The organism is Streptomyces sp. NPDC044044 (assembly GCF_056434405.1).
In genome coordinates this window covers 587103-599709 of the sequence record NZ_JBWKFG010000001.1, presented here as the reverse complement: position 1 = coordinate 599709, position 12607 = coordinate 587103, and the positions used below count along the sequence as shown (strand labels likewise).

The 12607-nt window shown below is 70.4% G+C and carries 12 protein-coding genes; 5 read left to right on the top strand and 7 right to left on the bottom strand.

Annotated features, from left to right (window positions below; all coding sequences use genetic code 11):
- Position 1 precedes the first annotated feature (1 nt).
- Both AC07AG_RS02820 and AC07AG_RS02815 read right to left on the bottom strand, forming a co-directional pair.
- Positions 2-910: a carbohydrate ABC transporter permease gene (locus tag AC07AG_RS02820; protein WP_478751144.1), complete on the bottom strand. Its 909-nt coding sequence runs from the start codon at positions 908-910 to the stop codon at positions 2-4.
- Positions 911-993: 83 nt separating this feature from the next.
- Positions 994-2361 (bottom strand): extracellular solute-binding protein, encoded by a 1368-nt coding sequence (locus tag AC07AG_RS02815; RefSeq protein ID WP_478751142.1) that lies wholly within the window; start codon positions 2359-2361, stop codon positions 994-996.
- Positions 2362-2599: 238 nt separating this feature from the next.
- On the opposite strand from AC07AG_RS02815, the gene AC07AG_RS02810 reads away from it, so the two are divergent.
- Both AC07AG_RS02810 and AC07AG_RS02805 read left to right on the top strand, forming a co-directional pair.
- Positions 2600-3616: a LacI family DNA-binding transcriptional regulator gene (locus tag AC07AG_RS02810; RefSeq protein ID WP_478751141.1), complete on the top strand. Its 1017-nt coding sequence runs from the start codon at positions 2600-2602 to the stop codon at positions 3614-3616.
- Between the two features lie 271 nt (positions 3617-3887).
- Entirely contained in the window at positions 3888-4667 is a 780-nt protein-coding gene (locus tag AC07AG_RS02805; RefSeq protein WP_478751139.1) for an NAD(P)H-dependent oxidoreductase, read from the top strand.
- A gap of 10 nt (positions 4668-4677) precedes the next feature.
- Here AC07AG_RS02805 and AC07AG_RS02800 read toward each other — a convergent pair whose 3' ends face one another.
- From AC07AG_RS02800 to AC07AG_RS02790, 3 genes are read right to left on the bottom strand one after another with little or no spacing between them, the layout of a single operon-like run.
- Positions 4678-6654, bottom strand: coding sequence for a PE-PGRS family protein (locus tag AC07AG_RS02800; protein WP_478751137.1), 1977 nt, complete (start codon positions 6652-6654; stop codon positions 4678-4680).
- A 52-nt stretch (positions 6655-6706) separates the two neighbouring features.
- Positions 6707-7426 (bottom strand): ABC transporter permease, encoded by a 720-nt coding sequence (locus AC07AG_RS02795; RefSeq protein ID WP_478751135.1) that lies wholly within the window; start codon positions 7424-7426, stop codon positions 6707-6709.
- 42 nt (positions 7427-7468) lie between these two features.
- Positions 7469-8365 carry an ABC transporter ATP-binding protein gene (locus tag AC07AG_RS02790; protein ID WP_478751133.1) on the bottom strand — a complete coding sequence of 299 codons (897 nt, stop codon included), beginning with the start codon at positions 8363-8365 and terminating at the stop codon, positions 7469-7471.
- A gap of 239 nt (positions 8366-8604) precedes the next feature.
- On the opposite strand from AC07AG_RS02790, the gene AC07AG_RS02785 reads away from it, so the two are divergent.
- Together AC07AG_RS02785 and AC07AG_RS02780 are read left to right on the top strand one after the other, a co-directional pair.
- The gene (locus AC07AG_RS02785) at positions 8605-9801 is read left to right on the top strand and encodes a sensor histidine kinase (protein WP_478751131.1); all 1197 of its coding nucleotides are present in this window, start codon (positions 8605-8607) and stop codon (positions 9799-9801) included.
- A complete protein-coding gene (locus AC07AG_RS02780) occupies positions 9798-10400 on the top strand; it encodes a response regulator transcription factor (protein WP_478751129.1) in 603 nt (200 codons plus the stop codon). Before AC07AG_RS02785 ends, AC07AG_RS02780 begins: the two co-directional genes overlap by 4 nt.
- A gap of 171 nt (positions 10401-10571) precedes the next feature.
- On the opposite strand, the gene AC07AG_RS02775 is transcribed toward AC07AG_RS02780, so the two are convergent.
- The gene (locus AC07AG_RS02775) at positions 10572-11219 is read right to left on the bottom strand and encodes a TetR/AcrR family transcriptional regulator (RefSeq protein ID WP_478751127.1); all 648 of its coding nucleotides are present in this window, start codon (positions 11217-11219) and stop codon (positions 10572-10574) included.
- Between the two features lie 94 nt (positions 11220-11313).
- Here AC07AG_RS02775 and AC07AG_RS02770 point away from each other — a divergent pair, with 94 nt between their 5' ends.
- Positions 11314-11871, top strand: coding sequence for a GNAT family N-acetyltransferase (locus AC07AG_RS02770; protein WP_478751125.1), 558 nt, complete (start codon positions 11314-11316; stop codon positions 11869-11871).
- Positions 11872-11969: 98 nt separating this feature from the next.
- Here the strand turns inward: AC07AG_RS02770 and AC07AG_RS02765 are convergent, their stop codons facing one another.
- A complete protein-coding gene (locus AC07AG_RS02765; RefSeq protein WP_478751123.1) occupies positions 11970-12590 on the bottom strand; it encodes a LysE family translocator in 621 nt (206 codons plus the stop codon).
- Between the last annotated feature and the right edge of the window lie 17 nt (positions 12591-12607).

Here is a 12607-nt window from a genome sequence, read left to right as displayed (position 1 = left end):
GTCAGTTCTCCTTCTCGGCACGGCGTACGAGGGCGAACCAGACGAGGGAGACGAGCAGGATCACCAGGAACAGCAGCAGTGACACGGTCGAGGCGTAACCCACGCGGCCCTCGACGAACCCGGTGTCGTAGATGAGCTGCAGCGAGGGGCGGGTGCTGCCGTCGGGGCCGCCGCTGGTCATCATGTAGATCTGGTCGAAGACCTTCAGCGATGCGATGACCTGCAACACCGTCACCAGCGTCGTCGTACGGCCCAGCATCGGCACGACCACGTGACGGATGCGCTGCCAGGGTCCGGCCCCGTCGATGGCGGCCGCCTCGTGCACCTCGCGCGGCACGTCCTGCAGACCGGCCAGGTAGAGCACGAAGTTGAAGCCGATGGTCCACCACACCGTGGCCGCCGCGATGGAGATCATCGCCCAGTCCGGGTCGCCGAGCCAGGAGGGTGGGGTGTCGACGCCGAACCACTTCACCGCCTCCTGGGCCAGGCCCAGTTGATCGGCGTAGATGAACATGAAGAGCAGCGAGACGACGGCGGACGGCAGCACGAACGGCGCGAAGAACGCGAACCGGAAGAACCAGCGGCCGCGCACGAACCGGTCGGCGAGCAGGGCCAGGACCAGACTGAGCAGCACAAGCGGCACCGTCGTCAGAACCGTGAACCACAGCGTGTTGCGCAGGGTCCGCCAGAACTCCGCGTCGCCGAGCACCGCCGTGTAGTTCGAGAGGCCCGCGAAGTCACCGAGGCCGCTCTTGAGAAGGCTCGTCTCGAAGAACCCGGCGACCACGGTGTAGATCAGCGGCCCCACCAGGAACACCAGGTAGAAGAGGGCGAAGGGCAGGAGCATCCCCGGTCCTGCCCAGCGGTCGCCTCTGCTGGACGTCGGGGAGGGGGCGGTCGTCGTGGCCACGGTTCGGCCTTTCGGTCAAGGCGTACGGGATCCAAGGGCGGGTGGAACAAGGGGGGTTGGGCGGCGCTCGCGGGTGGTGCCGCTCACACGGGAGCGGGGCGCGACGCCAGGGTGCGCAGATCGCGGCGCAGGCGTGCGGCGCCGGCCGTGGGGCTGGTTTCGCCGGTGAACACGGATGTCACCGCATCGCCCACCACGTTCTGCATGGTGCTGCCCGCGCCGCCGTACCAGGCTGCCGGGTCGTAGACCGCTCCGTCGGCGGCCGTGGCGTAGTGCGACTGCGGCACCAGTTCCTTGTACGCGCGCGATCGCTGCGTCGGCAGCCAGGCCGGCACGTGGCCGCCCTCCGCCCACAACTTGCTGGAGTGCAGCATCGAGGCGACGAACCCCAGGGAGAGGCCGAGGCGTTGGGCCGTCTCGGTGGGCGCCTTCGGCAGCACCAGGGCGTGCGAGTCGGCGGCGCAGGCGTAGGGCGCGTCCTTGAAGATGCGCGGCAGAGGCCTCATGTCGAACTTCACCTTCGCCGACTGGACCGCGAGGGCCTGCCAGACGCCGTCCATCAGGAATCCGGCCTTGCCGGTGGTCAGCAGCGTGATGGCGCCCTTCCCGTCGGTGTTGGCGGGGACCACCTTCTCCTGGCTGAGGCGGCGGATGTACGCGAGCGCCTCGGCGGCGGCAGCCGTGTCGATGACCACCCGCTTGCCCCGGTCGGCGACGAGATCCCCGCCTCCGACCTGCCGGTACAGCGACCAGAAGAGCCGGAACTGCATCGAGGCCTCCTTCACCGAGGCGATCGAACCGCCCCAGGCTCCGGTCACCTCCTTCGCCGCACGCAGCGCGTCGATGAACGCGTCGGGTCCGTCCACGTCCACCAGCTGGCCCCGCCCGTCGAGCAGTCCGGCCTTCTGCGCGATGTCCGTGCGGAAGAAGAGCACGAAGGGGTGCGTGTCGAGCGGCACGGCGTGCGGCGCCCCGCCGAACTGGGACTTCCGCCACGGCCGTGCGTCGAACTTGTCCTCGGTCAGACCGTGCCGGGCCAGCTCCTCGGTGTGCAGCTCGGTCAGCAGCCCGGCCTCGGCGAGCGTGGGCAGCTTCGACAGATGGACCACCGCCACCTGCGGCGGCCGGTCGCCGAGCGTGGAGAGGGTCAGCTTCGTGTAGTACGGGTTGCCCCACAGGAACGTCGCCGATTTCAGTTCCGTCGAGCGATGGGCGGCCCGGTAGGCGTCCTGCATCGCCAGCATCCGCTCGCCGTCGCCGCCGGTGAACGGGTTCCAGAAGTTGAGCCGCGACGGCGAGGGCGCGCCGCCGGTGAACCCCTGCGCGAGCGTGCTGCCGCAGCCTGACGCGGTGAGCGCGGCGGCGCCGGCCGCGCCGAGCGCGATCCCTCCGCGCAGCACACGGCGGCGGGACGGGGCGGGCGGCGACGGGGTCGGTATGCGGTCCCGCATGGGCATGCGTCCTTCCACGGCGGAGTGCAACGTTGGAATGCTCGGCGACGACAACCGCACTGCGTGGCTGCCTGCTGCGTTTACAACGTTGTACTCAGCTGGCAATACGGCGTCAACACCTAGGCCTGCATTACCTGTTCACGCACTCGAAGGACCCTGCCCCCTCCTCACCAGTTACAACGTTGGACCATGACGTACGCTGCTGCTGTCGGCGGAGGTCAGGGGGAGGGAGAAAACCGTGGCAGGCACACGCCTGAAGGACGTCGCGGAGCGCGCCGGGGTATCGATCAAGACGGTGTCCAACGTCGTCCGCGGCGAGACCCGAGTCGCCGACCGGACACGCGAACGCGTCCTGCGCGCGATCGCGGACCTCGACTACCAACCCAACGCGTCGGCACGTCACTTGCGCACCGGACGCAGCGGGATCATCGCGCTCGCCGTCCCCGAACTCGTCGCACCGTACTTCGCCGAGCTGGCCGCGCAGGTCATCGCCGCCGCGAAGAAGCGCGGCTGCACCGTGCTCATCGAGGACACCGGCGGCAGCGCGGACGAGGAACTCCGCATCGCCTGCGGGCTCAGCGACCCGCTCATTGACGGCGTGCTGCTCAGCCCGCTGCGCCTCGACGAGCAGGCACTCGCCGCCCGCGAACGCCGCGTACCGCTCGTGCTCCTGGGCGAGCGGTCGTACGAGATCCCCGCCGACCACGTCCTGATCAACAACTCGGCGGCGGCGCGCGAGGCCACCGACCACCTCCTGTCCCTCGGCCGGCGCCGCATCGCCGTCATCGGACAGCCATCGGGGCCCGCCCACGCGACGACGGTCCAGCGCATGCACGGCTACCTGACCGCGCTGCACGCCGCGGGCGTCCCGCATGACCCCCGACTGGCCCCGGACACGAAGGCGTTCACGCGCACCGAGGGCGCGAACGCGATGCGGGCGCTCCTGGCCCTCGACGACCCGCCGGACGCCGTCTTCTGCTTCAACGACCTGCTGGCCTCCGGTGCACTGCGGGTGGCGCACGAGCACGGCCTGCGCGTCCCGCACGATGTGGCCGTGGCCGGGTTCGACGACGTGGAGGAGTCCCGCTACAGCGTGCCGAGCCTGACCACCGTCGCCCCCGACAAGCGGGGCATCGCGGAACTGGCCGTGGACGCACTGCTGCGCAGGATCGACGCCGGAGCGATGGCCCCGCACACGCGGCTCACAGCGGGCTACGAGCTCGTGGTGCGGGAGAGCACGCGCGCGACCGACTGACGACCGCGACCGCGACGCTGTTCCGACGCAAGTACGGCGCCGCCACCTAAGGAGACCACCGACTACCGGCTACCGGCTACGGGTCACCGGATAACCGAAGGAAGGCCCACACCAACCCTCACCCTCACCCTCACCTTGAGGGTGAGACGCCACTCGATGAGCCCAGCAGGAAACGCCCAGAACCGCCCCCGCATCACCGTGGCCAGATCCTTGCACTCCCTGGCCATCTGGCCACTCGTCCCCCGCCCGGCCGCGGCGGAGGATCGAAGGCATGAAGATTCTTTGGGTATTCGCACACCCCGAACCGCAATCCCTCAACGGCTCCTTGCGTGACGACGGGATCCGGGAGCTGCGCGACCTCGGGCACGAGGTCCGCGAGTCCGATCTCTACGCCATGGACTGGAAGCCCGTGGTGGACTCCGGCGACTTCCACCGCGAGACGGTCGACCGGCTCCTGGTCGGCGCCGAACAGGAGCACGCGTACAGCGCGGCCAAGCTGACCGACGACATCACCGCCGAGCAGGAGAAGATCGCCTGGGCCGATGCGCTGGTGTTCCAGTTCCCGCTGTGGTGGTTCGGACCGCCCGCCATCCTCAAGGGATGGTTCGACCGGGTCCTCGTACAGGGCTTCGCCTTCGGGCTCCAGGACCCCTCCGGACGCACCCTGCGATACGGCGACGGCGGCCTGGCAGGGAAGCGCGCCATGGTCGTCACCACCGTCGGAGCGCGGGAGTCGGGCTTCGGGCCACGCGGGATCCACGGCCAGCTGGACGAGGTGCTGTTCCCGCTGCTGCACGGCACGTTCTGGTACACGGGGATGGACGCCTTGCCGCCCTACGTCGTCTACGGCGCCGACCGCCTCACTCCCGCCGCCTACCGCACCCGCGCAGCCGAACTCCGCGAGCGCCTCCGCACACTGCCGGTCACCGAACCACTCCCCTACCGCCACGAACACCGCGGCGACTACGACGACGCACTGGTCCTGCACCCAGAGATCGAGCCGAACCTCACCGGCGTCGCGGCACACCGGTCGCGGACATCGGGCCGCTGACGCATCTCACTCAGCCCTGGAGCCGTTCGGCCAGCTGCCGCAGGACGCCGGCAGGCAGGGCCGGGTGCCGGGCCGCGTCTCGTGCGGTGTCCCTGTCCCCCAGGAGCCGGACCAGCACGCGTGCGGGCAACTGCGGGTGCCGGGCGGCGGCCTGGCGCACGCAGTCATGCGGATCGTCGAGCAGCCGTATCGCCGACGCGGTTGTCAGCCGTGGGTCGGCTGCCGCTCGGTGGCGCACTTCCTCGCTGGGGTCGCGGCTCAGTCTCTCCACCAGGTCCGGTGTCGACTCCGGGTCGTCCAGGGCCAGTTGACTCATGCGGGGGTTCGCGTCGTCGGCGTAGCGCAGGAGGTCGCCGCGGGGGAAGTTCGGGTGTCCGCGGGGGCGATCGGGGGCGCTGAGACTGCCGGTCCACCATTGCCATACCTCCAGGAGCATGGCGGCGGGTGCGTCGTCGCAGGACTCGGCCAGGAAGAGGCGTACGACTCGGTCCTCGTCCTGGGCGAGGAGTTCGACGACATCCGGTGGGAGGTGGCGGGCGCGGGCGACGCTTCTGCGTACCAGGGGGTGAGCCGAAGCGGCCAGGCGGCGCAGGGCATCGGGGTCGTCGTGCAGCTCCACGACCCAGTCGAGTGCGTGGTGGTGGACGCCCGGATCGAAGGTGATGGGGATGGCTGCCCGCTGCTCCTCGGTGAGGTCGGGACGCTGGGCCACCTCCCCGCGAACGCCTTCCTCGGGGTCCTGGGCGAGAAGGGCGACAAGGTCCGGGTCCAGACGCGGATTGCGTGCGAGGGAGCGGCGCTGGGCCGCATCACCGTGGCGGACCAGGTGTTCGGCGAGGTCCCGCTCCAGGCTGCAGGTCTCCACCGCGCGATCCGTGAGTCCCTCGGCATCGCAGACCGTCCGGGACAGTGGGTGATCTTGATGGTGCCGCAGCAGCGCCGTGGCGCGGACCTTGCTGTCGGGGTCGGCCAGGAGTCCGTGCCGCGCAAGGTCGTCGAGATGCGTCCACGCGGCGCGGCAGGCCGCAGCGCGTACGCCCGGCTCGGGGTCGTCGGCCAGGGCGACCAGGATCCGTGCGGGCAGTCCAGGAAGACGAGCGGCCTCTTCGCGGATGGGGGCGTACGGGTCGGCGGCCAACTGCTCGTACGCGGTGTCGCTCAGCTCGGCGCGCCGGTCCGCCGCGATCATGGTGAGGCCCCACCGGCGCCGGACGTTCTGCTCGCCGATCACGAGGCGGGTCCACTGCTCGGCCGTGAGGGGCTGGGCCTCGGCCAGCAACTGCCGCACTTTCCATTCCGGATGGGCGATGGCCGCCTCCACGACCGCGGCCGGAAGCCGACTCCACAGCAGGTGGTGCGAGAGCCCCAGCAGATCGCCCCGCAGGTCATCGGGGGTGGCCGGGTTGAGCGTCAGCCCATGCGCCCACGCCTCGCGCAGCGCCGCCGAAGGGGCCGCCCCCTCGAACAGCGAGGCCCAGGCAGCCGCCCGCTCCTGCGAGGTCTCCCGGGCCTGCGCCTCGGCAGCCGCCTCCTGCCGCTCGCGGACCCCCTCCACGGCGATGATCCGGACGGCGGATTCATCGGCGGTCACGCCGAGCAGCGCGTCCCCGCCCGTCGAGAGCGTGACGAACTCCGGCCGCCCCGCGCGCTCACCCGCCACCGAGGCGAGGCTCCAGTCCACGGCGAGCCGCACCCGCGTCCAGCGCCGGGGCGTACAGCCCGTCCAGCCCCCGGCGACATCGATCAGGAACACACCGTCCTCGCCCAGGATCCCGAGGTCGACGGCGAGCCGGTGCCACTGCGCGTCGACCTCGGCGCTCAGGTCGGAGCGGTCTGCCCGCACGGCGACGACCGGCCGGGCTTCGCTGGAGCCGATCCCCCGCCACGCGGCCGACGGCCGCAGTACGTTCTCGACCCGGCTCTCCCCCACGACGTCCAACCCCGCGCGCCGCAACAGCTCCGCAAGTTCGTCTCTCCCATCCGTCATGGGGACTCATCCTGCCGTAGCCACTGAGTTCGTCCGCGGCCCTGCCCCGGAGTCACCGCCGCGGTTCCCAGCGGAAGAGCCGGGAGGCCAGTGCGACCGACACGGCGACCCAGCCCAGTGTGGGCAGCAGCAGCGGCAAGGACTCCGCCACGGGAACGCCGCCGTTCCAGGCGTTGAGGACCAGTTCGGTGGCCGAGCCGCCGGGGAGCAGTCGCTTGAGCAGCGTGAGCTCCTCCGTGCCGGTGATGGCCACCCAGTTGGCGACAGCGATGGCGCCGAGGCTGACGGGCAGCGTCGTCACCTGGGCGTGCTCGGGGGAGTTCGTCAGGCCCGCCGTGGCAAGGCCCAGGGCGAGCATCATGATCAGCGTCGAGAGGACCGCCGCCGCCAGGAGGAGGATGCTGTCCGGCTCACCGGCGACGACGGCCAGCACCGCGAGGATCACGGTCACCTGGACCAGCGCGAGAACGGTGACCGGGAGCATCAGCCCGGAGAGAATGCCGGCGTCGCCCGCCGGGGTCGAGCGCAGCCGCTTGAGGAAGAGGGTCTGGCGGCGCGAGGCGAGCGTGGTCACCGTGGTGGCGTAGAGCCCGAAGGCCGCCACGGTGAACATCACCACCGCCGCGATGTATCCGAGGCTGCGCAGGTCCGCGAAGGTTTCGTGCTGGTGGACGAAGAACGCGCAGGCCGCCACGGGAATGATGAAGCTGTTGAGCAGGATCAGCCGGTTCCGGAAGATCTGGGTGAGCTCGCTCCGAGCGATGGAGAGCATGGTGAAGGTCCTCTTCTGGGAAGTTCCGGGAGTGGGAGCGGGCTATGCGCTGCCGATGGCACGGAAGACGTCGTCCAGCCGAGTCGGCCCGGCTTCGAGCTCCCGCAGCTCCACCGCGTTGGCGTGCGCCCAGCCGAGCAGGATGTGGAGGTCCTTCTGCAGGCCGAAGGTCTCGACGACGACCTTCCCGTCACTCTCGTGGTGCGCCCGCAGCGGTAGCGCGGGCGCGGTGGCAGGCAGGAAGAAGCGGATGGCGGCCGGCAGGGTCCGCGTCAGCTCGGCGACCGTCCCTTCCTGGTGGAAGGCGCCCTGGTGCATCAGCCCGATGCGATCGGCGCGCTGCTGTGCCTCTTCCAGGTAGTGCGTGGTGAGCACGATGGTGGATCCGTCCTCGCGCAGTTTCTCCACGGCGTCCCACAGAGCGTCCCGGGACCGGATGTCCAGGCCGGTGGTCGGCTCGTCCAGGAAGATCAGCTCAGGGCTGCCGTACACGGCGGTGGCGAAGTCCAGGCGTCGCTTCTCACCGCCGGACAGCTGGGAGACCTGGGTTCCGGCCTTGTGCGTGAGGTCGACGATGCTGAGCACGCGTTCGACCCGGTCCCTGCGCCGGGAGAGGCTTCCCATCAGGCCGACCGATTCCTTCACGGTCAGGTCCGGTGAGAATCCGCTCTCCTGCAGCATGATGCCCATCCTGGGCCGCACGGCGCGCCGGTCCCGCGGGCTCTGCCCGAAGACCCGCACGGTGCCCGACGTGGCCGCACGGTGGCCTTCGATGGTCTCCAGGGTCGAGGTCTTGCCGGCGCCGTTCGTGCCGAGCAGGGCGTAGAGCTCCCCCTTCGCCACCTGGAAGGACAGGTCTTTCACGGCATGGAAGTCGCCGTAGCTGAGGTTGAGGCGTTCAACGTCGATGACGGGTGTCGAGGCGGATGTCGAGGTCATGCATCGATCTCAGCCGTCGTCACGCCCGTCCGGCAGGGGCGTGGTGTCACCACTGCGCCATGACATTCCTCGGGCTCGGGGTGAAGGCATGACGCGGTGTCACTGGTGACACCCTCGGAGCCGGAAGAATACTGCGGGCAGACTCTGCAGTTCTGCAGCTCTCAGCTCTCAGCTCTGCAGTTCTCAGCTCTGCAGTTCTCAGCTCTGCAGTTCGATCCCGGAGACCCGGAGACCCACCCATGGAGCCCACGGCCGAGCACGCCCGGACGACGCAGGGACGGCTGCGCAACGTCAACCTCACCATGTTCATCCCGCCGCTCGCCGTCGTGGGAGCGGTGCTGGTGGCCATCGATGCCCAGAGCTTGTGGGAGGCCGCCGTCCTGGCCCTCGGCGTGGTGGCGGGCCTGGTGATCGTCGAGCGGTGGACGGCCGGCGACACCTCCCGCGTCGTGCTCCCCTGCCTGGTCATCGCCGCCGCCGTATGGCTGGTCGGCGTGCTCGTGACCGACAGTCGCACGGCGTGCTACGGCATCACGATCGTGGGGCCGTACTTCATCTCCCAGTTGCCGCGCCACCACGCCGCGGCGACCCTGGGCCTTGGCGCCTTCATCGCCGCGGTGGGCGCGGCGAGGCTGCTCGAATCACCGGACGACGTCGTCGGCACCCTGATCGTGTACGTCCTCCTGCCCACGGGCATCACCCTCGCGGCGACCGGCCTCATGTTCGTCAACCAGCGCTTCTACAAGGTCATCGAGCAGTCGCGGGAACGTGAGGCGGAGCTGGCGGTCGTCCGGGAGCGCATGCGCTTCGCCAGCGATCTGCACGACATCCAGGGCCACACCCTGCACGTGGTCAAACTGAAGATCACGCTGGCCGAGAAGCTGCTGCGCAGCGACGTCGGGCGCGTGGAGGAGGAACTGCGGGAAGTGCACGCCCTGGTCAGCGACACCATCACCCGGACCAAGGAGCTCGCCTACGCACAGCGGCGGCTCAACCTGTCCGTGGAGCTGGAGAACGCGAAGAACCTCTTCGAGGCCGCGGACATCCGCGTGCGCGTCAACCGCGAGGCCGACGTCAACGTCGACGTCGACGTCGACGAGAGAATCAACGGTCTGCTCGGCCAGGTCCTCCGCGAGACGACGACCAACATCCTGCGCCACGCGCAAGCCACGCGGGTGCGCATCACTCTCTCGGAATCGGGCATCACGATCACCAACGACGGCGCTCCGGAGACTCCCCTTCCCGCCCTCGGCGGACTGGCCGCCCTCAGGGAGCGGGTGGGCGCCGACGGAGGCGAGCTGACGGTGGAGCAGAAGGACGGGCGCTTCCTCACGGCCGCGGACTTTCCCTCGCTTGCCTCAGGTCCCTCGCTCTCCTCACGTCCCTCACGTCCCTCGGCGACGCGGCCCTCCGCCGCGCGGGAGGGCGACCGATGACCAGCGTGGTGCTCGCCGACGACGAGGCCCTGCTCCGTAAGGCCCTTGCGGCATTGCTGACGCTCGAAGGCGAGATCACCGTGCTCGCCGAAGCGCAGGACGGCGCCTCGGCCGTCGAGGCCACCTTGCGGCACCGGCCCGACGTACTCGTCATCGACCTGGAGATGCCCGGTCTGGACGGCCTCGGCGCCGTCGCGGAGATCCGCCGCGTTCAGCCGGACCAGGTGATCCTGATGCTGACCCGCCACGCCAGGCCCGGGGTGCTCCGCAAGGCACTGAAACTCGGCGTCCAGGGCTTCGTCAGCAAATCGGCGGAACCCGCGCACATCACGGAGGTCATCAACACGCTGCACGAGGGCAGGCGTTGGATCGACCCGGACGTCTCCGCGCTCGCCGTCGTGGACGACTGCCCCCTCACCGACCGGGAGATCGACGTCCTGCGGGTGACCGGTGACGGCTACTCGGTCGCCGAGATCGCCATCCGTCTCCGCCTCGCGCAGGGCACCGTACGCAACTACCTCTCGAACGCCATGCAGAAGACCCAGACACGTACCCGGCACGACGCGGCGCGTTACGCGCGTGAGCACGACTGGCTCTAGGCGCGCGCACGCGACGGAGTGCGTACGATCCTGGACCAGCTCGGAGGGGTCACGCGGCAGTGGTCGCTCCAACGCGCCTGACGGGGACGGGAGTTGCCGCACCACGACCGGCTCCAGAAGCTCCAGCAGCCGCGGGCCACGGGAGATTGACCCACCCCGGATGCACACTGATCATCCGGACACGTCGGCCGACTGCTCGGAGGCACCTGTGCCCCCGCCGCCCATCCGCGCAAGGTACTCGTCGACCAGCGCGATCTGCCGCTCGGCGGGGAACTCCTGAGGCGCGAACAGCGCCTGGACGACAAGACCGAGGACGAAGCTCTGGGCCGCCGCAGCGGTGTCATCGGGCCGTGGGCCGAGCGGGAGTTCGCCCAGCTCCTGGGCCTCGGCGATGTGCCGGGCCTTTCGCTCGCGCGCTCGGCGGTAGCGCTCGGCGTGCTCCCGCGCCAGCTCCGGGTCGGCGAGCGCCACGTCCCAGGAGGCCACCCAGATCCGGTTGCTCGCCGCGCTCTCCGCGTCCAGCGGGAGGATGTCGAGCAGCGTCGCCCGCAGCATCACGAGCCCCGATGCCTCACCGGCCCGCTCCGCCGCCGGGCGCGGGCGGTCGGCCGAGCGCCGGTCCAGTACCTCCAGGGCGTGCTGCAGCAGTGCGCGCTTGCTGGGGAAGTAGTGCGTCAGCAGGCCGGTGGTGGCCCCCATCTCCGCGGCGACCGCACGCAGGGTCAGTCCGCCGAAGCCGTGGGCGGCCAGGACGCGCCACACCGCCTGGGAGACCTCGGTCCTGCGGGCGTCATGATCTGTACGGGCCGGGGGCGTCATAACCGTTAGAGTACATACCCAACGTTCGTTACGTACCTGGTGCGCAGCGCCCGACACCGCTCCCGCCCAGCCGGACAACCGCATAGGACCAGCCATGTACGCCATACCGCTGACCGAGAATGCCGAGCTCCGCACGCTGGAGCCCTGGCAGGACGCCGAGTTCCTGGCCCACATCGACCGGGCCCGGTCCCACACCGACCCCTGGATCCCCTGGGCCTCCCGCTCCACCGATCTGGAGTCCGCCCGCGCCACCCTCCAGAGCTACGCGGACAAGCAGGCCGCCGACTCCGGACGGATCTACGGGATCTGGCGGGACGGCATCCTGCTCGGCGGCGTGATGTTCGTGCAGTTCAACGCGGAGTCCGGCACCTGCGAGATCGGTGTCTGGGCCGAACCGGCGGGCGAGGGCCACGGCTTGATCAGCGCCTCGGTCCGGCACTTGATCGCGTACGCGTTCGGCGAGCGCGGCATGCACCGCGTCGAGTGGTGGAACAGCGCAGGGAACGCCCGCAGCCGTGCCGTCGCCCAGCGGATGGGCATGCATCTGGACGGCACCTTGCGCGAGCAGTCCCTGTACAAGGGGGTCCGCCATGACATGGAGATCTGGTCACTGCTCGCGCACGAGTGGAGCGGCGAGCCGAAGCCCGCGTGACGTACCCGCCTGAGCGCGCGGCGGGCCACCTCAGGGCTTGCGCCGGTCCCGCCTGAGGGCGCGCGGCGGGCCGCCTCAGGGCTTGCGCCGGTCCCGCGTCAGGCTGCGAGGCGTTCCGCGAGCAGCAGTACGCCGATCACGATCATGGCGGCGCCCGACACACGGGTGACCATGCGCGCGGCTGTGGGGCGTGCCCGCAGGATGGTGCGGGCCAGTACGCCCACGCACAGATAGATCGCGGCGCAACTGAGCGTGTGGACCAGGCCGAGCGTGCCGATCTGGGCTGCCAGTGGCCAGCTGGCGTGCGGGGCGGTGAACTGCGGCAGCAGGGCAAGGAAGAGCAGGAGCGCCTTGGGGTTGAGGCCGCTGATGCCCACCCCCTTGAGGACCCGGGCCCCCACCGCCCCGCTCTCCGCGTCCTGCGATCCGGTCCCGGCCACGGCGGGCCTGGCCAGCGTCGTGGCGCCGAGCCACACGAGGTAGAGCGCGCCGAGGACGGTCAGGGCGGTGAGGACGGACGGCGTCCGTGCCACGACCGCCGCCACCCCGGCGGCGACCACGGCGGTCAGCGCGACGTAGCCGAGCAGGAGACCGCTGACGGCCGGCACCACGGACCGGTCACGGAGCCCTGCGTTGATCGCATAGGCCCAGTCCGCCCCCGGCACGAGGATGAGCAGGACTGAGACCGCCCAGAAGGCGGTGATGGAGCTGACTGCCACGACGCACTTCTCCCTCT

Excerpts from the sequence above, each read along its gene's own strand:
- AC07AG_RS02815 (WP_478751142.1), bottom strand. The coding sequence starts at position 2,361 with ATGCGGGACCGCATACCGACCCCGTCGCCGCCCGCCCCGTCCCGCCGC.
- AC07AG_RS02805 (WP_478751139.1), top strand. The coding sequence starts at position 3,888 with ATGAAGATTCTTTGGGTATTCGCACACCCCGAACCGCAATCCCTCAAC.
- AC07AG_RS02800 (WP_478751137.1), bottom strand. The coding sequence starts at position 6,654 with ATGACGGATGGGAGAGACGAACTTGCGGAGCTGTTGCGGCGCGCGGGG.
- AC07AG_RS02795 (WP_478751135.1), bottom strand. The coding sequence starts at position 7,426 with ATGCTCTCCATCGCTCGGAGCGAGCTCACCCAGATCTTCCGGAACCGG.
- AC07AG_RS02790 (WP_478751133.1), bottom strand. The coding sequence starts at position 8,365 with ATGACCTCGACATCCGCCTCGACACCCGTCATCGACGTTGAACGCCTC.
- AC07AG_RS02785 (WP_478751131.1), top strand. The coding sequence starts at position 8,605 with ATGGAGCCCACGGCCGAGCACGCCCGGACGACGCAGGGACGGCTGCGC.
- AC07AG_RS02780 (WP_478751129.1), top strand. The coding sequence starts at position 9,798 with ATGACCAGCGTGGTGCTCGCCGACGACGAGGCCCTGCTCCGTAAGGCC.
- AC07AG_RS02775 (WP_478751127.1), bottom strand. The coding sequence starts at position 11,219 with ATGACGCCCCCGGCCCGTACAGATCATGACGCCCGCAGGACCGAGGTC.
- AC07AG_RS02770 (WP_478751125.1), top strand. The coding sequence starts at position 11,314 with ATGTACGCCATACCGCTGACCGAGAATGCCGAGCTCCGCACGCTGGAG.